The sequence below is a fragment of the Trichococcus sp. genome (assembly GCF_055118575.1).
On record NZ_JBSQPW010000008.1, the window covers coordinates 16733 to 39425 of the forward strand.

Genomic DNA, 22693 nt, shown 5'->3' on the forward strand with positions numbered 1-22693 from the left:
CCATAAAATGAAACAGATGATTGATAAAATTTAGCCCTTTATAAAAGGTATGAATTATTCAGGTTCTTAATACCAGTTTAAAACGCAACTGTAGAAAAAGATAATAGTTTTTTCGCATGATTAATCATGCCCTGAAGGCATTCTTAAGAAGCTCGATGAATTTAGCAACTGCCGGCGGGAAAATCTGATTCTTTTTCCAGGCGATGACCACGCCTGTCTCCAAGGCAGGCGCCAAGGTCCGGAAGCAGAGCTCGGTTTCCTCACGGACCGGGACAAGTTTTTCCAAGCACAACGCAACCCCGACGCCCGCTTCCACCAGAATGGCTGCATTGTAGATCAGATTGTAGCGCCCAATGATATGCACGGCCCCATAGGCGTCGCCGAACCAATTGTCAAGTTCGTTCTGGACCAATGCTCTCCCCGGAATCAGGATCGGATAAGCCAACAGATCCTCAGGTGCAACGGAGCGCTCCTGCGCCAGCGGACTGTCCTTCCGCATGATGACACCCCAGCGTTCTTTCTGGGGAATCCGGATGAAATCATATTTATCGACATCGACCGGCTCCGTCAGCAGGCAGATGTCCAACAGCCCTTTGTTGACCCGATCCTTGATGTCATCGGCATCGGCACTGTACAATTTGTAGGTCACTTGCGGATATTCCGTGCTGAAGGTCTTGATGAAATCAGCCAAAACGCGCATGGACTGCGTTTCTCCCCCACCGATGGCGATTTCGCCGTTCATGAGCGTTTTCTGCTCCTTCAGCTCCAGTTCGGTCCTGCTGGTCAGATCGAGGATTTCCTCCGCCCGTCTTTTCAGCAGCAACCCTTCGCTGGTCAACGTGATTTGCTTTTTGCCGCGCCGGAACAAAGAAATGCCTAATTCCTCTTCCAACTGCATCAATTGGCGCGACAAGGTCGGCTGGGTGATGTGCAACTTTTCAGCGGCACTAGTGATGTTCTCTTCATAAACCACTGTCAAAAAATAATTCAGAACCCGCAACTCCATAGTCAATACTCTCCTATCCCTTGATTCGGCTTTAATCCTGCCGAGTCGTCTTCCGATTACAAAGCCGTTTTTTCAGCACAGCGGGGCTGCAATCGCTTCGGTTCAAGTATCTCACATCAAGCTCCGGCCGTAAAACCGAAACAGGACAAGGACGCACCCTGCATGGCGCCGCACCTTGCAGTTCTTGCGCCCTTTCCTCCGGTGAGCAATCCACTAGCCGGAGGACACCGGCAACATTTGACCTCAACACCGATAAAGAAATTCTCGCAGGAGAACACACCCAGAATGTGGGCCGAACTCCGGCGAAGCCTGCGTTCACCGGAGAAAAGCAGTTTGCTGACGATTGCGGGTTCAGGTGTCTATAGGAACAGTTGTCCTCAACGGCATCTGTCCTTTTGGTACAACGCTACTCCTTCAACAAACCGTTGTATACCGTCTTCCAGAAGCACCCTCGGGCAGGCATAATTCCAGCGGACAAAGCGCGAACCGTTGCCGCCGAAGATATCCCCTGCGGAAAGATAGAGTCCGGTTTTCTCCCTGATGAACGCGCACAGCGCCTTCGTGTCCTCCGTTATCGCCGCGCAATCGATCCAAGCCAGATAGGTTGCTTCAGCCTCGATGACTTGGACTTCGGGAACAAGTTCCTTCAAAGAACCGATCAGGAATTCCCGGTTCGGTTCCAGATATTCCCGCAGTTCCTCCAGCCATTCTTCCCCTTCGTCGAAAGCCGCTTCAGCCGCTTGGATCGCGAAAGTATTCGGTTCCGCCACTTCATCCGTGTTGATTCCTCTGTCCACTTGTTTTCTGATTTCAGGATTCGGAATGACGATTGCCGCTGTTTGCAGTCCGGCGATGTTGAAAGTTTTCGTCTGAATAGAGCCCGCTCCCCGGTGAATAGCTGTTGATTAAGATGTTCCATCATTCATTTCCCCTCTCTGATACAATCAGAGCGTACACCTTAACCTTGACGTTAAGTCAAGGGATAAAAATAAACCCACCAATTGGCGGGTTTATTTCGTACTTTTTTCCTTTTCTGCCTCAACCTGGGAAATCATACTATCTTTATTGCCTGCAAGGCGCTCCTCGTAGAAATCGATCTTGTTTTCGATCACCTCAAGATTGTGCATCAATGCTTGGATATCTTTTTCCAACAAGCGTCGTCGCTTTTCCAAGAGTTCCATCCGCTCGAGCATCGTCGCATCCCCTTCAGCACGCCAAATGGTGTACTGCTTCAGTTCCGCCATCGACATGCCTGTGCCTTTCAGATGCAGAAGAAAAGTCACCCATCTTAAATCCTGATCTGTATAGACGCGCAGGTTGTTCTCATCGCGATCCGGTTTCAACAGCCCTTCATTTTCATAGTAGCGCAGCGTCGACACAGGTAGACCGATCATTTTCGAAAACTCTCCGATTGAATAGGACATGCAATCCTACCTCCATTTATTACGGATACTATAGCACTATTTTTTAGTGAAAGGAAAAAGCATTGGAACTCTTTTGGTGTATTCTTCCCATCCATCATATTTCTCCATATTTTTCTCCAGTAATGGCGTTGATATTTTGATTAATACCGTACTCATTAAAATAGGCGAGATGATTAATAACAGATAATAATAAGGGTTGATGGAATCCGTGAAGAACAGCGTAATACCACTTGCATACAATCCGATCCAAATCAGGATTTCACCGAGATAGTTTGGATGACGTGTGATTGACCATAAGCCTGTTTGCAGAAGTGTGCGTGTTTTTTTGTTGATGTGTTGTCTTAATTGCTCATCCCCGACTACTTCAAAGAACAATCCTACCAACGCAATGAAAAGTGCGGCATAAACAAAATAGCGGTGAGCTGACTCAAAACTGAATTTGTTGTATTTGATGACCACATAGCTGGCAGATCCAACGATAAAGTTGATGATACCCTGAACCACAAACACTCTGAAAAAGGCGGTGATGACTACTTTATCGCCCCACTCTTTCCGCCACTGTGCGTACCTGAAATCTTCAGGCTTCCCGTAATTTCTTTTCAATAAGCGCAAAGATAATCTAAGTCCCCACACCGTAATAAATCCAACAATGGCATACGATAAAACGGTGGGATTTTCAGTCACAAGCAGTGTCAGCCAGCTCCCTACAACAAATCCCATCCCCCAACCAATATCGACAATGGAATTGTTTTTAATGATTGTTGCGATAATAAAGATGATCGTAAAATAGGCAAAGGTAAAAAGTAACGGGACAAGCAGTCCGTCCAAACCAGTATTCGTGAATCCTTGTGTCGCTATCGCTAATGTTGCTATAAATAATAGCGTATAAATGACAATTCTTTTCTTATCCATAGGCCACCTCTTTCAAATTTTTATGCATCCTACCATCTAAAAAAACAAAAAAATTCAGCTCGTTCCATCACTAAGCTATAATAATCTCATTATACACTAATATATGACAAGCAATCGAATAGAAGCTCTTACATGAAGCCCGAATTTCTATTTTATTAATTTGTACGCATTTTTCTCAGAATCTTATTTCCGATAAAATACAGGAGTGCACCTGATGCAGCCGACAAGTAGATAACTAAATTATTCAACGATACACCCCCAAAGAAAAACAGCAACAGAAACGCCGCACTATACAAAACTTGGCTTGCTGACAGTTTGGATCTGTTTACGCTGTTGCCTTTATCATCTTTGGTTTCAGCTTTTGACAAAAACCAAAATAATATAAGCGATAGACCAACTACAGAAACTACAAGTAGCGTTACAGCATTTGAATAAGCTAAGCTCCCGAGGGATAACTTGTTCATAAAAAACCAATCTACTGCAACAAGCCCTGCACTGATCACACTAGCTATCCCTGCTGCTCTCATTTTTTCTCCCGTTTTCAGGCTAAATCCCATAGCTAAAACAAATATCAGCAAATAGATGCTATTTCCGTTATCGAATGATAGGTAGGCAGTAAGTCCCAAGACTGAAAATATATCAAACGTTGTCAGCGCTTTTCCGGTAATTCCATTTAAGATTCTCATCAGCAACAGAATCCAAACAACGACCAAAAGCTGAGTATTTTGATAATAAAATAAATTTACAAGCGAAAAGGCAGAAGCCAAAAATGCCGCATACTCATGGTTTGGATCCAGTTCTCTGACGAGTGCCCACGTTAAAAATACGCTAAAGCCTATATAAACCCCCGATAAAGCATTTCCGGTCAACCACCATCCTATAGCAGCCACTACTGCTGATGCTAGTACTATCATTTGATTTGTCTTATAACTAAAATCCATACTTCTTCCCAATGTAAACATATATCCACTCCTCAATATCTACATTATGTCCTACTTTTGGATAACCAATCATCTAATACGCTGAGCACTCTGCCAAATTCCATCTGCTCCCATCTGCTTTTTCCAAAGATACAACAGCAGAATATTTTGAGAAAAGAAAAGAATCCTGAACTCGCGCTTGACTTAAAGTGCACTCTAAGGAGTATGCTGAAACTAACATTCCTAAGGAGATGATTTTATGGCAAAAGTAACGGCAGGAAGAGATTTATTGGGTGATTTTGCACCAAAATTTGCTGAATTGAATGACGATGTTCTGTTCGGGCAAGTCTGGTCACGGGAAAAGGAATTCGCATCGCGCGATCGTTCTATCGTCACCATCACAGCGTTGATTACAGGCGGAAACTTTGAACAGCTTCCGTTTCACTTGAACAAAGCCAAGGAAAATGGCGTGACCAAAGAGGAACTTGTGGAAATCATCACGCAGCTCGCGTTCTATGTCGGTTGGCCGAAAGCATGGTCCGCTTTCAACATCGCCAAAGAAATTTACACAGATTAATTTTCAGGAGGAAAAAAATATGGCAAAAAACGAAGAAGTAAAAAAAGGCGTCATTTTCCCGATTGGAGATGAAAACACAGCTTACGCGCAGTATTTTATCGGCCAAAGTTATTTTAATGCACTGGTGGCTGATCCCGAAGTGGCTGTCGGCGTCGGCAATGTGACCTTTGAACCCGGTTGCCGCAACAATTGGCACATCCACCACGACGGCTATCAAATCCTGTTGGTCACCGGCGGAGAGGGCTGGTATCAGGAAGACGGCAAGCCTGCCCAAGCATTGAAGCCTGGGGATGTCATCGTTACGCATGACGGTGTGAAGCATTGGCACGGTGCCGCTAAGGACAGCTGGTTCGAACACATCGCCATCACCGCAGGAATACCGGAATGGTTGGAACCCGTTGCTGATGAGTTTTACGAGGAACTTCACCAATAATTGCAAAAAAGAATGTCCTACCTTGAGTTTCAAGGCCGGATATTCTTTTTTGATTGTATGGTATTAATGAAAAAAATTAGCGGTGGCCGTTAGTCTGAGGAACTCGCTCTTGTCGGGCCTCCAACTCCGGCGAGGCAGCTGCCTGCCGGAGGACACGCTTCAGATCCGACTGCACCGCCTGCGAAGTTCGCCTCCCCGGAGATCACATCTAATAATGTTGGCCGAACTCCGACGAAGCCTCCATTCATCGGAGGAGAAAGATCAGGTGACCTGAACTCACGTCAGATTACCATTCACCGTCGCATCAATCTTCCACTATATAGACCGCCGCTTCATTACCGGTGTGGTTCGCGGCAACGATAATGTCACGATTTGCTTCGTTCACCACCATGATATTGGACGGCCCGCAGCCTTTGTCGACGATTTCGGTTTTGAATTCACCGTCCACATATTGAATATAGAACAGGTCGCAGTTTTCGCGACGGATGCCGCCTCATTCTTAAGTCATTATCTCCATCAGGTAAACGATGCATTCATCTGCTCCAAGACTTGTTCGCTGACAAAATTGGAAACAATCGGCAACTCCTTGAAAGTCTCCAACGGCATATCCAGATACCGCAAGGCGATGTCGTTGTTGCGCATCATCGGTAACTGCTCGAAGATCACTTTCCGGGCTGGGGTGTATTCCAGTAATTCCCGGAAAGACAACTCGGTTGTGACTTCAGGGCAATAGTTCCGTGTCGGCATGTACGTGACGCGGTATTCACCTGCTTTGACTGTGACTTTTGCGCTATCCTCTAAAGCGACCGCAGACTGCAGCCACTCTGTTTTCTGTGCTTCTTCAAGCGTCAGATCCGGCAGGGTGATGGTTGCCATCGTCCCGAAAGGCACGCGGAAAGCGAAATCCAATTGTCCGTCCGCTAAAATTTCCCACGCACTTTCGATGCGTCCGGATACCGATTGATAGTACCCTTCCGCTTTGCCCAACTGCGCACTCGGTTGCGGTGCCAGGAAGAAGTGTTTGTATCCTGGTTGGTTGCTGTCCGCCTGGATGCCCAGCACGCAACGGTACAGCCACTCCACGATCGAGCCATAAGCATAGTGGTTCAAGGAGTTCATGTCCGTCCCGGAGATTTTCCCGTCCGGCAAAATTGAATTCCAGCGTTCCCAAATGGTGGTCGCACCCATTTTCACCGCAAACAACCAGCTCGGATAGTCCTCATTCAGCAATAAACCATACGCCAGTTCGTTCATGCCGTTCTTACTCAAAGCTTCCGCAAAATACGGTGTCCCGACGAACCCGGTCTGAAGGTGGACACCGCTGGAAATGACTTTGTCATAGAAGTCTTTCGTCATCCGCTCTTTGAATGGTTCTGGGCAAAGATCGAAATAGTGGAAGAGGATGTAGGCTGTCTGGGTCGTTACCGCCAAGCGTCCCGTAGTAGTCAGGTATTCATTTTGGATGGCTTGTTTCACTTCCAAGGCCAATTGGGTGTATGCCAACGCATCATGCGTATTGCCCAAAACCTCCGCGGCTCGTGCCAGCAAGGAAGCCGAATGATAGTAGTACACGGATGCAACCAGAGCAGTGTCGGTGCCGCCCATCGGTGAGTGCGGATTATCCCCGTCCAACGCCAACCAATCACCGAACTGGAACCCGCTTGTCCAGAGGCGTTTGTCTCCGGATTTCGTATCTTCGCGAACGATATAGTCCACCCAATCTTTCATGGTCGGATAGTGTTCCTTCAGCAACGAACGATCGCCGTATTGTTCGTAAAGCACCCAAGGAATGACTGTCGCCGCATCCGACCAGGCGGCTGCGCCGGATCCGGTAACGAATCCGGCATCTCCTTCCGGCTTGATCTGTGGAACAACAAATGGAACGGATCCATTGAGCGCTTTTTGCTCCAAACGGAGATCGTGCATGAATTTTTTGTAGAAAGCCGGAGTGTACATATTATAGCTCGCTGTGCGGGCAAAGATCTGCGCATCACCAGTCCAGCCCATGCGCTCATCCCTTTGAGGACAATCCGTCGGCACATCCAGGAAATTACCTTTTTGCCCCCAAAGCGCATTCTTCAGCAATTGGTTCACATCCGGATTGGCTGTGATCATGCCGCTCGTCTCTTCCAGTTCGCTCTGGAGCACGTATCCTTTGAAGCCTAGATCCTGTTCCAGGAGATCGACACCGGTTATTTTGGCGTAGCGGAAGCCGTAAAATGTAAAGTACGGACGCACTTCGGCCGCTTTACCATTGCTGATGTAGGTGAATTTCGCTTCCGCCGTGCGTAGATTATCGCGGTAGAAGTTGTCTTCCTGCAGCACTTCGCCGACTTCATAGGTGATGACGGTTCCATCCGGCACATCCGCGGAGAACGTGATCCATCCGGTCATGTTCTGTTTGAAGTCCAATACTTGCTCTCCTGCAGGGGTAATAATCAGTTCTGGCACGAAGGCATCCACGATTTTAACCGGAACACTCAACCGTGCCTGAAGTTCTTCGGTATCCGTATCGCTCAGTTGCATCCGTTCCCAGCAAACAGCTGATTCTGATTCGCTGTATTTGTTCCAACCGTCGATTTCCAGGTTCGCGTCATACACTTCCCCGTCGTATATGCTACTGGAGACGAGCGGCCCCTCAGCGACTTCCCACGTATCATCGCTGGCGATGATTTCTTCCGTTCCGTCCTCATAAGTAACGATGCATTCCGCGATCAGGCGGAACTGATCCCCGTACAGATCTTCATATCCACCGTCGAATCCGAAGCGGCCTTTGAACCAGCCGTCCCCCAGCATGAAGCCGATCGCATTTCCACCTGCTTGAAGGGCTTCTGTGACATCGTACGTCTGGTATTGCTGCCAAAAATCATAAGAATGGAAGCCGGGAGCCAAATATTCGTCACCGATTTTTTCTCCGTTCAGATACAGTTCATAAATACCCAGTCCTGTCGCATAAACGCGTGCCTTACGGATAGGTTTTGCAGGCAGGCGGAACAGTTTGCGCACAAGCGGCATCCTTTGCAATTGTCGGGCAGGTTCGATCCAATTCCCGGTCCAGTGTTCCTCTTCCTTACCTGTCTCGAAAAATTGGATCTCGGAATAGGACTCATCTCCATCAGCATTCTTCGCAATCACTTTCCAGAAGTAGAGCATGCGCGGCTGCAGCTTGATTTCCGGCTGATAGCACAGCGGATCCAAATCAGCTTGCATTCCGCTGTCATGGATGACCTCTTCAAAGTTCTCATCCAGTGCGATGAGGACACGGGTTCCCTGCAATTCCTCCTCAAACGGCGCCTCGATTATCCACGATAAAGCCACCGTGTCCATCAAAAAGCCGATAGGATTCATTAGGTAATTGGTTTTCAGATTATATATATTCATTGTGTGTGCTCCTGTCTTAAAAAATGAGAGTGGGACAAAAGGCGTTTAGGCCCGGACCACTGGAGCGAATAAGCGCAAGATGGTCGCAGACCATCTGAGCATTTTTCGTGAAGTGGAGCCAGGGCCTGCCTTTTGGCGCACGTTTGCGCAAATAATATTCGGATATATAATTTCAGGCTGGGTTTTTGTCCCAGCCTGTAACATTATCCGTTCACTCGTTTCGCTTTCAAGTCTTCCGCAATTGCAGGAAGTTTTTTGTCCAAGTCATAGAACAGAATCAACAAAATGCAGATTGCTGTGAAAGCGAGTGGCAGATAGGCGAAGATTGCCTTGATCGCGAATAAAGCTTCTGTTGATTGCGTTGCCCCTTGCGACACATAGCCGCCAAGTCCTAAAACGACACCCAGAATCAGCCCGCCCACTCCGGAGCCGACTTTTTCGGCAAAAGTTCCTGCCGAGAAAATCAAACCTTCGCTGCGGATGCCCGTTTTCCATTCACCGTAATCGGCAACGTCACCCAACATAGCGAAGCCTGCGACAGCTCCCGGCGCGATACCGAGTCCGCGGATGATCAAACCAACCATAATCATCGTAAAGTTTTCCGGGAACACCGCGATGATCAACAGACCTATCATCATTACGATGCCTCCGATCAAGGTGATCGTTTTTTTGCTGAATTTGCTCAACAGAACAGGCATAAACACTGCACCTACCGCAATCGGCATAAAAGAAAGAATACCGATTACTGCCACTTTTGCAGGATCTCCCAAAATCCATTGGGCATAAAAAATGTTGATGCCACCCAAACCAGAGCTGATGAAACTCATTAGCATATATAGAATCATGATGACCCAGTATTTATTCTGCAACAGCGCCTTAAGATTCTTTTTCAAAGGAACTTTTTCGACAGCAACAGCAGTCTCGATGACGCGTTCCTTAGAATTTTTGAACAGAATCAGCAACAGCACTGTCGAGATACCCCCGAATAGAGCGGCCATCCATGTCCAAGCCTGTTTATCGCCACCGAAGAAGTTTACGATCGGCAAAACCGCTGCAGTCACTCCCATCGCCCCCACGAATCCAGCTAAGGTGCGTGATGTCGATAGGTTGCCGCGATCGACTGGGTTCGATGTCGTAGTACCGATCATTGCGTTATAGGGAACCATCGTCGCTGTGTATACACCAGCCAAAGCAATCACATAAGTCACGAAAGCATAGACGGCTTTGCCAGTCGATCCCAGGAAATCCGGAGAAGTGAATAAGAGTATCATTGCCAATGCATAAGGGATCGCCATCCATAAAATCCAAGGTCTGGCCTTTCCGTGTTTCGAACGGGTCTTGTCGACGATCGCACCCATTGCCAAGTCGGAAGCGCCATCAAAAAGTCGTGCCCACAAGAGGATGTTGCCGACGATGACTGCGCTCAACCCGACCACATCGGTATAGTAATAAGTGATGAAGGAACTGGCCGTTGTCAGCATCAGGTTGGCCGCCAGATTCCCGAAGCCGAACGTCAACTTCTCGCTAATCGGCAGCTTGTTTTCGTCTGTTTGATCCAAAATTCTTGTTTCAGTTGCCATAATTATTCTCTCCTTTGTTCTGTTTTGTTTACCCCCTTATTAAACCGCTTTCGGCAAAGGCTTACAATGTCGTGCAAACAGAACAAAGTGGTCAAACTACAGGTCCCTCTGCCAAGCTTCCTCACGGATCTGCCCCGGCGTCTTGCCATGCATTTTTTTAAATGAGCGGAAGAAATAGCTCGTGTCCAAGTAGCCGATTTCCTCGGATATTTCCTCCATCGAATAATTTGAAAAGACCAGGAGATGATGCGCGTGCAGCATGCGTTGGCGCTGCAGCAACTGCTTGAAAGTGTCCCCCGTCTCTTTCTTGATCAGATTCCCTAAATAATTCTTGTTGAAACCCAATTGCTGCGCCAACATTTCCAAAGAAAGCGTGCGATAGTCTTTTTCGATGATGGCCAACGCTTCCGTGACAACCTGATTCTGGTGGCCTTGTTGCCCTTTCGTTTCCTCTTCGAACGTGCGCGCCAGTTCCATGAACAACAATGGCAGGTAGAGGTGGATCACTTCGGTATTCGGTTCAGTTCCGCCGTAGTATTCCTCCAGGATGTACTGCATGAAAGTCTGGACTTTTGCATTTTCTCCCGTCCGGAATACCAAAAACTGATCCTCTTCATGAGTGCGTTGACTTGCCAGTACCAGAAACTCAGTCAATACCCCACGTTTCCTCACAAGTTGCTGAAGAATTTTGGTGTTGATCGTCTCCACTTTCAACAGAACATTGATGAGGATGTCGTTTTCGCCCAACGCCTGGAAGGAATGCGAACTGCCCCGGTCTAGCATGATGATGTCACCTTCATTGAGGACAATTTTTTCACCGCTCACTTCTTGGGTGCAGGAACCGGAATACATATAGTTCAATTCCAAAAACTGATGGTGGTGCAAGGGCATATCCGAATAACGATTGTGCTTACGGATATGGACGTCCCCTTTTTTGAAGAACATTTCCTCACTCAGTAGGAAATTGCCATTCAAGCGGAACTTATTCCCACTCAAAATTAATTCATCTAGAATGTCCGGATCCGTCACATTAAACCCGGATTTCCGTTGCTCTTTTTCAACTTTGGTTTCTTCCTTTAAAATACGGTCCAGTTCAAACATTTTGCGGCTCACCCTCTCTCATTGTCTCCTCCACCATTATACAGAAAAACCCAACCGGACTCATCGGGTTGGGTGCATAAAATCTATCTGCGGGCATCCATCAACCCACAATATGGATCAATCGGACTCACGCCCTTGAAATCACTCTTGCCGATAAGTTTGGCGACAAACGCTTCAATTACCGCCTCATGATTATCATAGGCATTGATGTAGGTCTTCACCATCGGCACATCCATCAGATGGTAGGGATTGCCCAGGCTCGCGAATATGGTCGGCACCTCGTCGACGAACCATGGGATATTGTTCCCTAGACCGAAGAAGGTGTACCAGTTGATTCTTGTCGTTGTGGCGTTGCTGCGGTTTTCGACATTGGCCAGATAGAGGACGGCATCATATTTGGAACGGAACTGGGAAACGGATTCGAATCCGGTCGTGAAATCTTCCGGCTGATACAACGTCACCTGGAAGCCTTCCTTCTCCAACAGCGGCAGCACCTTGGAAAAGATTTGGGTATTCGATTCCTCGTAAGGCCCGAGCAGTTGCAGTAACAGACGAGGCGTCGCGTCCGGCCGTAGCGGTAGGTTACCGGCTGTATCTTTGACGAGCGTTATGCCATTATCGGCTGCTTGCTTCGCCCACTCGACGTGTTTTTCCCCCTTCAGGACAGCCAAGTCTTCTTTTGGAGGAACCAACCGTGCTTCCGCCTGTTTTTCAGGCAACTTCAATGCTGCTTTCATCGCCAGAATACGGGTGACGGCTTCATCGATGCGTTCCAACTTCAGAATGCCATTTTCAATCCCTTCCTTCATGAAGCGGATATCCTCCTCCAAGTCTTTGTTGAACAGGAAGATATCACAACCGGCAGCGATTGCTGTCGGAACGGCCAAACGCCGCTCCATCGCCGCGCAAAAACCGACCATCGGCGTCGCATCACTTGTGATGACGCCATTGAATCCGAGTTCCTCGCGCAACAGTCCCTGCATGATAACAGGAGATAAGGTGGCCGGCAGAAAAGCATCTTCTTCTGATTTCTGGACCGCCGGCAAAGCGATATGGCCGATCATCACCGATAATGAGCCTGCTTCGATGAGACCCGAATAGACTTTACCATAGGTACTCCGCCATTCTTCAAGCGGCAAAGTGTTGACTGTCGTCACCAGATGCTGATCACGGAAATCGATGCCATCCCCAGGAAAATGCTTGATCGAAGCCGCTACTCCATTTTGCTGCACGGCTTCAACAAAACCTTTTGCATAGTTGAGGACGGTTTCGGGATCGCTGCCGTACGTGCGCACATTCGTGATCGGATTATGAAAATTGTAGTCGATATCCACGACCGGCGCGAAGGCCCAGTTCACGCCTACCGCCGAACCTTCTTTGGCGCATACTTCACCAAGATGGTGCCCAAATTCGGCATCCTGACCAGCCGCCAACAACATCGGATTGCCAATGCGCGTACCGTCAATAGCGCTTCCCGTACCGCCCGCTTCTAGGTTGGCTGCGATCAGCATCGGAACCTTAGCTTGGTGCTGCAGATAGCGGTGGGCTTGCTGCACTTCTTCGCCTTTTCCAGGACGGAACAGCAAGCCTCCAATTTTTTTGTTCACAGCCAAGTCAAACAGTGCCTTTTCGTCCGTGGACATGCCGATTGGGCAGAATAGCTGCCCCACTTTTTCATCCAACGTCAAGCTTGCCAACATCCGGTTTACCCATGCTATTTGCTCATCCTTCAGATAAAAAGGATTCCCCTTCAAATCGATCATCCTTCAACACGCTCCTTCATCGTCACTTCGCGTACAATTTCTTTCAATTTCAAGTCTTTTGTAGCCGCCACTTCGATATCTGGAAGCCACTCAGCAAAGATAGGGATGGCGATGGCTACAGCGGGCATACCCGCCCTTTTGATCCCTTCAATACCAGCCAATGAGTCTTCGAAACCGATGCATTCCTGTGTTTCCAGACCCAAAGCCTGAGCAGCCTTTTCAAAAATCTCTGGATGCGGTTTGTTCTGTTTCAGCGATTCCGGATCGACGACGGCATCGAACATAGCCGATAGACCCAGTCTTTCCAGAATGAGCGGCGCATTTTTGCTGGCGGAGGCGATCGCCATGCGGTAGCCTGCATTCTTTGCCTCTTCCAGGAGTTCCGGAATACCCGGCAGGATGTCCGCTGCTGTGATTTCCGCGATCAACTCCAAGTAATGCGCATTTTTTTCTTTCAAAAGCTGTGCTTTTTCTTCCGAATCAAGGAGAAGTGTCGGATTCTCAGCCAAAATAAGTTCCAAAGATTCCGTTCTGCTGATGCCTTTGAGGCGTTCGTTCCATTCGCGGTCGATCGCGATGCCCAATCGATGCGCTATCCTTTTCCATGCCAAGTAATGCCGTTCAGCTGTATCAGTGATGACACCGTCCAAATCAAATACCAGTCCTTTTATTTCGCCCATTTGTCTACTCCATTCGAAGAATCCTAGTTTACATCTTCATCTTACATAATTGAGGCATCCCGAACAATGGCAGAATCAAAGTGGCTACTGTTCAAATCACAGGTTTGTTCTGGATTGATCTGTAAACTCAGTCTGTACTCCTCTCGCCGTTTGGCTTATACTTTTGGTTAATGATAGATAATGGAGGGATTTAGATGAAAATTGCCGTTTCCAGCGACCATGCCGGCTTCGCATTGAAAGAAGAAGTCAAAGCTTTACTCGAACAAGAAGGCCATGAAGTGCTCGACTTCGGACCTTACAACGAAGAACCTTGTGACCTGTGCGATTATGTTTATCCTGCCTCACTGGCTGTGGCAGAAGGAAAAGCCGACCGCGGCATCTTTGTCGATGGCGTCGGTTACGGCAGTGCCCTGATCGCCAACAAAATCTACGGCGTCTATGCGGCTGTCTGCCAAGATCCTTTCTGCGCGAAACTGGCGCGTTCCCACTCCGACACGAATGTTCTCTGCCTCGGCGGAAAGATCATCGGATCGGCATTGGCGCTTGAAATCGTGACGGCTTGGATGACGACCGATTACCTCAGCGATATCGAAAAATACACGAACCGCGTCGACAAAGTGAAAAAGATTGCCGAAAAGCATCTGAAGAAATTGGATGAAATCCAGGACTAGTCAGTCATGAATTGACTGCATGATGTTCGAAGAACAAATTACAACAAAAACAAGACCGCACCGAAATGGATGAACGAATCCATTTCGGTGCGGTTTTTTTTGCGGGCTATTTCGGATGCCTCAACGCTTCCTCGCCTTGTTAACCCACTCATTATTCCACCCAAAAGCGGAATGCTATGACTTTTGCTTTCATTTGTGATATAGTAGGCGAGTCACGCTGTTGCTCAGAGAACCTATATAACGTTTCGCGGTGAGGAATTTGGCAAACGAGAGTCCGACTCTCTTTCCCAAACTGGCCTGGCCCGAAACATACCCACTAAAATCAAATGCATGTAGAACATGCTGAAGGAGAACCATTTGTTATTTAAAGAACTAGAATTGAATCAAAACCTGCTGCGCGCACTGAAAGAGGCAGGCTACACGAAAGCGACGCCCATCCAGGAAGATGCCATTCCGCATCTGATGAACAACAAGGATTTGTTGGGTTGCGCCCAAACTGGTACCGGTAAGACCGCTGCCTTTGCCCTACCGATTCTTCAGAACCTAACGGAACAAGAAACCGCTGGAAAAGGCGCCATCAAAGCGCTGATCCTTGCCCCTACCCGTGAGCTTGCCCTGCAAATCGGGGAAAGCTTCCAAATTTACGCAAAATACCTTCCATTGAAGATCCAAGTCATTTTCGGTGGTGTTTCCCAGAATCCACAGACAACCGCGCTAAAACGCGGAACGGATATCCTGGTCGCGACGCCAGGCAGACTGTTGGACCTTATCGGACAAGGCTACATCAAACTGAACCAAGTCGATTTCTTTGTCCTGGATGAAGCGGATATGATGTTGGATATGGGGATGCTCCATGATGTACGCCGCATCATCCGCGAATTGCCTAAGAAACGCCAAAGCATGTTCTTTTCAGCCACTATGCCGACTGAAATCGAAAAACTTGCGGGGACTATTTTGTCAAATCCGGTGAAAGTGGAAGTGACTCCGGTTTCCTCGACTGTAGAAGTCATCCACCAGAGCGTTTATCCTGTAGCCAAGACCGACAAAACTGACTTGCTTATCCACCTGTTGAAGGAAGATACAGTGGAACGCTCGCTTGTCTTCTCAAGAACGAAGCACGGCGCCAACAAGATCGTCAAAAAGCTTTTGCAGGCTGGACTTTCAGCTGAAGCGATCCACGGCAATAAATCCCAGACTGCGCGTCAGCGTGCTTTGGAAAACTTCAAGACCAAAAAAACCAGCGTTCTTGTAGCGACAGATATCGCAGCCCGTGGTATCGATGTGCCTGAGCTCTCGCATGTCATCTTGTTTGATCTGCCTGAAGTTCCGGAAACCTATGTTCACCGTATCGGACGGACTGGACGCGCAGGACGCGGCGGAAAAGCTATCTCATTCTGTGATGAAACCGAAGCATCGTTGTTGCGAGACATCGAAAAACTTATCAAGAGAAAAGTTCCGGTCGTAACAGATCAGCCTTTCCTGTTGAAAGAAGGCACTAAGGCAGCTGCACCACAGCCGAAAAAACCGATTGCCGCGCGCAATAACGGAACTCGTGTCAAAAACCAACAAGGTCCAAGAGGCGGCCAAAAAGCCGCACAAAGACCGCGTTTCCAAACTAAACAAAACACGCAAAGCAAATGACAGACAAGAGAGCTCCCGCCGGAAATGGCGGGAGCTCTCTTTTTATGACACAACTGATGAATGCGGCGGGATGAAACGTTTTGCTCCGGGGAACGGAGGCTTCGCAGGAGCTGGCACGTGCGCAAAACGCTCACCTCCGTCAAGCCCTCGTTCGACGGAGGAAACCACCTTCTCCGACCAGGGTTGGCTTCGCCGGAGCTGACGCGTGCGCAAAACGCTCACCTCCGTCGAGCCCTCGTTCGACGGAGATCAGCCTCCGTCCCCGCACTTAGCTCCGGCAAACATTCGCTCGCAGGAGAACAGCTATTACCGGGAACCGCAACTCCGTTGAGTGGGGCGCTCACCGGAGGAAACTACCTTCTCCTACCAGGGTTGGATTCGCCGGAGCTAACGCGTGCGCAAAACTCTCACCTTCGACTAGCCCATCGTTCGACGGAGGACAGCCTCCGTCCGCGCACTCAGCTCCGGCCAACATTCGCTCGCAGGAGAACAGCTGTTACCGGGGACCTCAACTCCGTTGAGACGGGCGCTCACCGGAGGAAAGCACCTTCTCCGACCAGGGTTGGCTTCGTCGGAGCTGACGCGTGCGCAAAACTCTCACCTCCGTCGAGCCCTCGTTCGACGGAGATCAGCCTCCGTCCCCGCACTTAGCTCCGGCAAACATTCGCTCGCAGGAGAACAGCTATTACCGGGGACCTCAACTCCGTTGAGACGGGCGCTCACCGGAGGAAAGCACCTTCTCCGACCAGGGTTGGCTTCGCAGGAGCTGGCACGTGCGCAAAACGCTCACCTCCGTCAAGCCTTCGTTCGACGGAGATCAGCCTCCGTCCCCGCACTTAGCTCCGGCAAACATTCGCTCGCAGGAGAACAGCTGTTACCGGGGACCGCAACTCCGTTGAGAGGGGCGCTCACCGGAGGAAACCACCTTCTCCGGTAAGCGACGTCCAAACGAAGTTCACGTTCAAATCAGATTCTTGATTCCGTCGCAGATCCTTTTTGCGACGATCGGATTGTTCATCGTGTAGATGTGGATGCCATCCACATCATGCGCCAGCAGATCGACAATCTGATTGATCGCGTAGGCCATGCCGGCATCGAAAAGTGCCTCTTTGTTGTCTTCGTATTTGTGCATCACTCTGGAAAACTTTTCCGGCAAGGAGGCGCCGCAGAGCGTCACCATCCTTTCGATTTGCGCCTTATTGATGACTGGCATGATGCCCGCCTCGACCGGAACGTGCATACCTGCGATCTGGATGTGTTCCTGAAAGGAATAGAAGGCATTGTTGTCGAAAAAGAGTTGGGAAATCAGATGCTGCACCCCACTGTCCACCTTCTCTTTCAGATAGGCGATATCCTCGATTTTGTTCTTCGATTCCGTGTGGCATTCCGGATAACAGGCGCCACTGATGGAAAAATCACCGTATTGCCGGATGAATTTGACCAGATCGCTGGCGTACCGGAAGTCCTGCTTTTCTTCCACGGCCGGATTTTTATCCCCGCGCAAGGCAAGAATGCTATCGATTTCGGCCTCTTTCAGTTCCTCCAGCAATTCGCAGATTTCGAATTTCGAAGAATTCAAGCAAGTCAGATGCACCAGCGGATCGATTCCGTATTGTTGCTTGATGCGTTTGGCCAATTCAACAGTCTGATTGTCCGTGTGGCTTCCACCAGCACCAAAAGTGACGCTGATGAAATCAGGATTCAGTTCACTCAGGATCGCAAGCGTTTCATCGATGTTCTGGATCGCTTTATCGCGCTTCGGTGGAAAAATTTCGAAGGAAAGCACCGGTTTTTTCTTTTGGAATTTGGATTCGATTTTCATCAGCCTTCACCTCTTTTTTAGACCAAAACTGCGTCTTTGATGATTTTCGCCGCCGCCACAAGATTGGCCAGGCTTTCTCTTGTTTCCTTGATGCCTCTTGTTTTCAGTCCGCAATCTGGATTGATCCATAGATTTTCCTCGTCTATCTTCGTCAGCGCGTTCTTCAATACCGCTACCATCTCTTCGACACTCGGCACGCGCGGCGAGTGGATGTCGTAAACACCCGGTCCGACTTCCGTTTCGAACTGGTTCGCCTTCAAGGCATCGATGATCGTCAGTTTGGAACGGGAGGCTTCAAAAGAAATGACGTCCGCATCCATGTTGTCGATATCCTTTACGATTTCCTCGAATTCGCTGTAGCACATATGCGTATGCACCTGCGTCTCCGGCCTCACGCCACTGTGGCAAAGGCGGAATGCCGGAATCGCCCAATCAAGGTACTCGCTCGCCCATTCTTCTCTACGGATCGGTAACTTCTCCTTCAGAGCCGCTTCATCGATCTGGATGATTTTGATGCCCGCTTCCTCCAAATCGAGAACCTCTTCGCGGATCGCCAGACCGATCTGGAAAGCCATCTCCCTCAGCGAAATGTCCTCACGCGGGAACGACCAATTCAAGATTGTCACCGGACCAGTGAGCATCCCTTTGACCGGTTTGTCGGAAAGACTCTGCGCATATTCCGAATAGAACACGGTGATCGGGTTTTCGCGTCGGATGTCCCCGAAAATGATCGGCGGCTTGACGCATCTTGTTCCGTAGGACTGTACCCAAGCTTTTTCGGTAAACACGTATCCAGCCAGGTTTTCGCCGAAGAATTCAACCATGTCGTTGCGCTCGGATTCGCCGTGGACCAGCACATCCAGCCCCAGTTCCTCCTGCAGATCGATGCATTCTTTGATGAAGCCTTTGATGTTTTCATCGTATTCGGCTTTTGAGATCGCGCCTTTGCGGTACTTGCTGCGGTTCTGCTTGACTTCCCTCGTCTGCGGGAAGGAACCGATCGTCGTTGTCGGCAACAGACCCAGTTGCAGTTTCTCTTTTTGGATCGCTCTCCGTTTTTGTCTCGGAACGTTTCTGACAAAATCTCTTTCCGTCAAGCTCGCTACGGATGCTTGCACGTGCTTGTCTTCGTAGACCCGGTCCGCTGAAAAGACTTTTTGATTCGCAAGATAAGCTGCCTGCTCTTCATATCCGGATCCGGATGTGCCGATCAACTCCGTCAGCTCTTTGATTTCCTGCAGCCTTTCCTTCGCGAAAGCGAAATACTGGGAAACTTCTTCCGGCAAGCTCGTTTCGTTTTCCAGCGTGTAGGGAACATGCAGCAACGAACAGGAAGTGCTGATGACGATGTCGTTGCTGTATTTCTTCAACCCATTGACCAACGTGATGACCTTTTTGTAGTCGCTCTTCCAGATGTTTTTCCCATTCAGGACACCGGCAAACAATGTTTTATCAGCCGGAAAGCCATATCTTTCCAAAAGTTCCACAGTCTGTTTGCCTTCGATGAAATCAAGGCCGATGCCGTCGAAATCGAGCCCGACCACTTCTTCATAGCTGTCCCTGATATCGCCGAAGTATGTTTGCAGCAATACTTTTACGTTACCCTTATGCGCCAAGACTTTTTCGTAAAGGGCCGTGAACAGCGCTACATCTTCTTGCGTCAGATCGGTGACCAGGCTCGGTTCATCGAACTGCACCCACTCCACACCCTGTTCGTTGAACCGATCGAGGATTGCGATATAGGCATCTGCCACTTGGTCGGCAAAATCATTTATTGTTTTCGAGCCTTTGTATTTGGCCAGCTTCAGGAAAGTGAATCCGCCGATGAGGACCGGTTTCGTCAGCACACCGATTGCTTTGGCTTCTTCGTACTCGACAAAAGGCTTATCGCCCACCAATTTAATTTCGGTATTGTCGGACAGTTCTGGAACCAAATAATGATAGTTGGTGTTGAACCATTTCTTCATCGCCAAGGCTTTGGCGTCGCCCGCTACGCCCTGGTATCCGCGCGCAGCCGCAAAATAAGTGTCGCGCTCGCTCAAACCGAGCTGTCTGTAGTTTTCAGGCAACGCGTTCAACAGGACCGTCAGATCCAGCACGTTATCGTAATATGAAAAATCATTCGAAGGGATGTGGCTAATGCCGGCAGCCTGCTGCAGATTCCAGTGCATCTCCCGCAAACCCTTTGCGACTTGCTCCAACTCTTCTGTTGAAATTTCCTGCTTGAAATATTTTTCGGATGCGAACTTTAATTCGCGCAATTTACCGACCCTTGGAAAACCGATTACTGAACTGTTCATTTTGATTCCTCCATTTCATTTTTTGGTTCCTGCTGCAAAACTATCAATCATGCTTTTAAGTGTTGTACTGTTTGCTGATCATCATTCATCAGAAGGTGGTTTCAGTATGCCACGGAATCCAGATATAGGATAACACTTAATAAATATATGCAGTTATAGCTCTTCTCTATAACATCGTGCGGCCTGATCCTAGTTGACTGGAGTTGGACCGGGTTTTGTCGGCTGTTTTGAGCATTTCACATCGCGAACTGTCGAGAGATCAAACTTCTGTCGGCTTTTCGCTATTCAAGGTATCCTCAACAGCCGACATCCATTTCTATAACCGTCTTTTGGCACAGCAAAGAAGAGCCACCTCAAAAATCGAGGCGGCTCTTCTTTATTGTCGACAATCTTGTTTTGGACAAATTCGGATTATCTGCATTTCTTTGAAAACTTAGTAATTTTAGCTCAGGTGTGGATTATTGGAACAACTTTTTGTACATCGCAATCGTTTCTTCTAATGTCGGCGTGAATGGGTTTCCTGGTGCGCAGGCATCGATCATGGCATTTTTGGACAGGTAATCGTAATCGAATTCCTCTTCCTTGATGCCCAACTCATTCAATGAGGTTGGAATACCAACGACTTTGGACAAACGTTTGATTTCTTCGACCGTGTAATCTGCACAGGCTTGATCGGATATGTCAGCTGTCACTGCCAAGCCTAATGCTTTCGCTACTTTGCGGAAACGTTCAGGCGCAAATTTGGCATTTTCAGCTTCCACGATCGGCAACAGCATCGCGCAGCAAACGCCGTGCGGCAAGTGGTAGACGGCACCCAATTGGTGAGCCATCGAATGCACATATCCCAGACCGGCATTGTTGAAGGCCATTCCACCCAAGAAGATGGCATTGACCATTTTGTCGCGCGCATCGAGATCCGTGCCGTTTTCGACAGCTTTCGGCAAGTATTCGCGGATCAGTTCGATCGCTCCGGAAGCCAAAACTTCCGTCACAGCGTAAGCGCCAGGCGTTACCATCGATTCGATCGCATGCGTCAAAGCATCCATTCCGGTTGCTGCAGTCAATGATTTCGGCATCGTCAACATCAATTCAGGATCGTTCACGGAAATCTTCGCCAAGCTGTTTTTGTCGACCATAACCATCTTCACTTTGCGGTCTTCATCGGTGATGACGTAGTTGATCGTGATTTCAGCAGATGTTCCGGCAGTCGTATTGATCGCCACAACCGGCAAGCCGGCTTTAGCGGATTTGTGCAAGCCTTCGTAATCCTGCGGTTTGCCGCCGTTCGTCAGGATGATGCTGATGGCGCTCGCTGCATCCTGAGGAGAGCCGCCGCCGAAGGAAATGATGAAGTCGCAGTTTTCCGCTTGTGCCATCGCCACGCCTTCGTTTACGTTTTTGCAGGTCGGGTTCGGATCGACATCCGCATAGATCACATAGTCGATTTCCGCATTGTCCAACTCTGCCAAAACAACGTCGATCATTTCGCTTTTGGCCAAAAAGTTATCCGTTACGAACAAAGCTTTCTTGTAGCCAAGTTCCTTCACATTGCTGCCCAATTCCTTGATGCAGCCTTTTCCGATAAGGTTTATTGCTGGTACATAAAAAGTTGCCATTTTCCATTATCTCCTTTTGTTAAAAATCAGATGGATTAGATATTCAAGTAGCCCGCTCTTGGGGTTACCGAGAAACGTTTGCCAAGATTGCTCAGTTGTTCGTCAGTGATTTCCTGTCTGATGCCGCCTTGCGATTGAACAAGTGTGTAGACAGTCGCTGATTTTTCAGCCGTTTCGACCAAACCGAAACACTCTTCCAAATCTTTTCCGGCTGCGTACAAACCGTGGTGTGGCCATACGATCAGACGGTATTCCTTCATTTTTTCAGCAGTCGCTTCGCCGATTTCGTTCGTTCCAGGCATCAGCCAAGGCAAGATGCCCACACCTTCTGGGAACACGACCAATGACTCGGTGCACATTTTCCAAAGGATGCGCGTGAAGCTTCTTTCATCCAACTCGCAAGAGAAGGACATCGCCAACAGGTTGGTGGCGTGGCAGTGGTAAACGACACGGTTTTCAGGATCGACTGACAAGCGCGCAATGTGCGACATCAAATGAGCAGGCAATTCGCTTGTAGGAGCCGCTCCATTTTCGTATCCCCATAACAGGTCTACGCTGTTTCCTTCCGCAGTTACTTTCAGGATACCCAAGACATCAGCCGGATCATGGATGACGTTTTTGAAGAATTTCCCTGTTCCGGTGACCAGGAAATATTTCCCGGCCAAAGCTTTTCCGTCGAAAGCGATCGGAATGTTGCGTTTCACTTCGTTCAGATCCAGATATTCCGTAATTTCCTCTTCTTTCAGCAAGTAGGACAAATTGCCGCTGTTTCTTTCGTGCCAGCCAAATTTGTACATGACGTCCGTCAACAGGATGACTTCTTTGATGAATGGTGCTTCTAAAATGTTTTTCATTTTTATGATTTC

Annotated in this window: 18 protein-coding genes; 4 read left to right on the forward strand and 14 right to left on the reverse strand. The window is 48.6% G+C overall.

All coding sequences use genetic code 11. The features are described 5' to 3' along the window. Positions 1-124: 124 nt before the first annotated feature. The 5 genes from ACTCCX_RS03375 to ACTCCX_RS03395 form a co-directional block, all read right to left on the reverse strand. The gene (locus ACTCCX_RS03375) at positions 125-1006 is read right to left on the reverse strand and encodes a LysR family transcriptional regulator (protein WP_463274739.1); all 882 of its coding nucleotides are present in this window, start codon (positions 1004-1006) and stop codon (positions 125-127) included. Positions 1007-1383: 377 nt separating this feature from the next. Next, complete coding sequence (locus ACTCCX_RS03380; protein ID WP_463274778.1) at positions 1384-1902, reverse strand: aminotransferase class I/II-fold pyridoxal phosphate-dependent enzyme; 519 nt, start codon at positions 1900-1902, stop codon at positions 1384-1386. Positions 1903-2016: 114 nt separating this feature from the next. Further along, the gene (locus tag ACTCCX_RS03385; RefSeq protein WP_463274740.1) at positions 2017-2430 is read right to left on the reverse strand and encodes a MerR family transcriptional regulator; all 414 of its coding nucleotides are present in this window, start codon (positions 2428-2430) and stop codon (positions 2017-2019) included. 36 nt (positions 2431-2466) lie between these two features. Continuing rightward, positions 2467-3342 carry a DUF1295 domain-containing protein gene (locus ACTCCX_RS03390; RefSeq protein WP_463274741.1) on the reverse strand — a complete coding sequence of 292 codons (876 nt, stop codon included), beginning with the start codon at positions 3340-3342 and terminating at the stop codon, positions 2467-2469. A 155-nt stretch (positions 3343-3497) separates the two neighbouring features. Continuing rightward, complete coding sequence (locus ACTCCX_RS03395; protein WP_463274742.1) at positions 3498-4304, reverse strand: hypothetical protein; 807 nt, start codon at positions 4302-4304, stop codon at positions 3498-3500. A gap of 217 nt (positions 4305-4521) precedes the next feature. On the opposite strand from ACTCCX_RS03395, the gene ACTCCX_RS03400 reads away from it, so the two are divergent. Together ACTCCX_RS03400 and ACTCCX_RS03405 are read left to right on the forward strand one after the other, a co-directional pair. Next, complete coding sequence (locus tag ACTCCX_RS03400) at positions 4522-4839, forward strand: carboxymuconolactone decarboxylase family protein (protein WP_272161168.1); 318 nt, start codon at positions 4522-4524, stop codon at positions 4837-4839. A gap of 19 nt (positions 4840-4858) precedes the next feature. Then, entirely contained in the window at positions 4859-5272 is a 414-nt protein-coding gene (locus ACTCCX_RS03405) for a cupin domain-containing protein (protein ID WP_463274743.1), read from the forward strand. A 516-nt stretch (positions 5273-5788) separates the two neighbouring features. Here ACTCCX_RS03405 and ACTCCX_RS03410 read toward each other — a convergent pair. The 5 genes from ACTCCX_RS03410 to pgmB form a co-directional block, all read right to left on the reverse strand. Next, on the reverse strand, positions 5789-8653 hold the full coding sequence (locus tag ACTCCX_RS03410; protein ID WP_463274744.1) for an alpha-L-rhamnosidase: 2865 nt from the start codon (positions 8651-8653) through the stop codon (positions 5789-5791). A 203-nt stretch (positions 8654-8856) separates the two neighbouring features. Further along, entirely contained in the window at positions 8857-10233 is a 1377-nt protein-coding gene (locus ACTCCX_RS03415) for an MFS transporter (RefSeq protein ID WP_463274745.1), read from the reverse strand. A 96-nt stretch (positions 10234-10329) separates the two neighbouring features. Then, positions 10330-11334 (reverse strand): AraC family transcriptional regulator, encoded by a 1005-nt coding sequence (locus ACTCCX_RS03420; protein WP_463274746.1) that lies wholly within the window; start codon positions 11332-11334, stop codon positions 10330-10332. 83 nt (positions 11335-11417) lie between these two features. Continuing rightward, the gene (locus ACTCCX_RS03425) at positions 11418-13097 is read right to left on the reverse strand and encodes a glycoside hydrolase family 3 protein (protein ID WP_463274747.1); all 1680 of its coding nucleotides are present in this window, start codon (positions 13095-13097) and stop codon (positions 11418-11420) included. Continuing rightward, entirely contained in the window at positions 13094-13777 is a 684-nt protein-coding gene (pgmB, locus tag ACTCCX_RS03430) for a beta-phosphoglucomutase (RefSeq protein ID WP_463274748.1), read from the reverse strand. The genes ACTCCX_RS03425 and pgmB overlap by 4 nt, the downstream gene beginning before the upstream one ends. A gap of 194 nt (positions 13778-13971) precedes the next feature. Here pgmB and ACTCCX_RS03435 point away from each other — a divergent pair, with 194 nt between their 5' ends. Beyond that, positions 13972-14448, forward strand: a complete 477-nt coding sequence (locus tag ACTCCX_RS03435; RefSeq protein ID WP_463274749.1) for an RpiB/LacA/LacB family sugar-phosphate isomerase — start codon at positions 13972-13974, stop codon at positions 14446-14448. Between the two features lie 357 nt (positions 14449-14805). Next, positions 14806-16089 (forward strand): DEAD/DEAH box helicase, encoded by a 1284-nt coding sequence (locus ACTCCX_RS03440; protein ID WP_463274750.1) that lies wholly within the window; start codon positions 14806-14808, stop codon positions 16087-16089. A gap of 961 nt (positions 16090-17050) precedes the next feature. Here ACTCCX_RS03440 and metF read toward each other — a convergent pair. The 4 genes from metF to rhaD all read right to left on the reverse strand — a co-directional run bounded on the left by metF (position 17051) and on the right by rhaD (position 22687). Beyond that, a complete protein-coding gene (gene metF / locus ACTCCX_RS03445) occupies positions 17051-17911 on the reverse strand; it encodes a methylenetetrahydrofolate reductase [NAD(P)H] (RefSeq protein ID WP_272161155.1) in 861 nt (286 codons plus the stop codon). Between the two features lie 17 nt (positions 17912-17928). Further along, entirely contained in the window at positions 17929-20211 is a 2283-nt protein-coding gene (metE, locus tag ACTCCX_RS03450; protein ID WP_272161154.1) for a 5-methyltetrahydropteroyltriglutamate--homocysteine S-methyltransferase, read from the reverse strand. Positions 20212-20669: 458 nt separating this feature from the next. Beyond that, positions 20670-21827: an iron-containing alcohol dehydrogenase gene (locus tag ACTCCX_RS03455; protein ID WP_463274751.1), complete on the reverse strand. Its 1158-nt coding sequence runs from the start codon at positions 21825-21827 to the stop codon at positions 20670-20672. A gap of 35 nt (positions 21828-21862) precedes the next feature. Beyond that, the gene (rhaD, locus tag ACTCCX_RS03460) at positions 21863-22687 is read right to left on the reverse strand and encodes a rhamnulose-1-phosphate aldolase (protein WP_463274779.1); all 825 of its coding nucleotides are present in this window, start codon (positions 22685-22687) and stop codon (positions 21863-21865) included. Positions 22688-22693: the final 6 nt, after the last annotated feature.

What these genes read in the sequence shown, in the direction of transcription:
- ACTCCX_RS03425 (WP_463274747.1), bottom strand. Translation starts at nt 13,097, where the DNA reads ATGATCGATTTGAAGGGGAATCCTTTTTATCTGAAGGATGAGCAAATA.
- ACTCCX_RS03420 (WP_463274746.1), bottom strand. Translation starts at nt 11,334, where the DNA reads ATGTTTGAACTGGACCGTATTTTAAAGGAAGAAACCAAAGTTGAAAAA.
- ACTCCX_RS03390 (WP_463274741.1), bottom strand. Translation starts at nt 3,342, where the DNA reads ATGGATAAGAAAAGAATTGTCATTTATACGCTATTATTTATAGCAACA.
- ACTCCX_RS03435 (WP_463274749.1), top strand. Translation starts at nt 13,972, where the DNA reads ATGAAAATTGCCGTTTCCAGCGACCATGCCGGCTTCGCATTGAAAGAA.
- ACTCCX_RS03400 (WP_272161168.1), top strand. Translation starts at nt 4,522, where the DNA reads ATGGCAAAAGTAACGGCAGGAAGAGATTTATTGGGTGATTTTGCACCA.
- ACTCCX_RS03385 (WP_463274740.1), bottom strand. Translation starts at nt 2,430, where the DNA reads ATGTCCTATTCAATCGGAGAGTTTTCGAAAATGATCGGTCTACCTGTG.
- ACTCCX_RS03410 (WP_463274744.1), bottom strand. Translation starts at nt 8,653, where the DNA reads ATGAATATATATAATCTGAAAACCAATTACCTAATGAATCCTATCGGC.
- ACTCCX_RS03375 (WP_463274739.1), bottom strand. Translation starts at nt 1,006, where the DNA reads ATGGAGTTGCGGGTTCTGAATTATTTTTTGACAGTGGTTTATGAAGAG.
- ACTCCX_RS03415 (WP_463274745.1), bottom strand. Translation starts at nt 10,233, where the DNA reads ATGGCAACTGAAACAAGAATTTTGGATCAAACAGACGAAAACAAGCTG.
- ACTCCX_RS03455 (WP_463274751.1), bottom strand. Translation starts at nt 21,827, where the DNA reads ATGGCAACTTTTTATGTACCAGCAATAAACCTTATCGGAAAAGGCTGC.
- ACTCCX_RS03405 (WP_463274743.1), top strand. Translation starts at nt 4,859, where the DNA reads ATGGCAAAAAACGAAGAAGTAAAAAAAGGCGTCATTTTCCCGATTGGA.
- pgmB (WP_463274748.1), bottom strand. Translation starts at nt 13,777, where the DNA reads ATGGGCGAAATAAAAGGACTGGTATTTGATTTGGACGGTGTCATCACT.
- metE (WP_272161154.1), bottom strand. Translation starts at nt 20,211, where the DNA reads ATGAACAGTTCAGTAATCGGTTTTCCAAGGGTCGGTAAATTGCGCGAA.
- ACTCCX_RS03395 (WP_463274742.1), bottom strand. Translation starts at nt 4,304, where the DNA reads ATGTTTACATTGGGAAGAAGTATGGATTTTAGTTATAAGACAAATCAA.
- metF (WP_272161155.1), bottom strand. Translation starts at nt 17,911, where the DNA reads ATGAAAATCGAATCCAAATTCCAAAAGAAAAAACCGGTGCTTTCCTTC.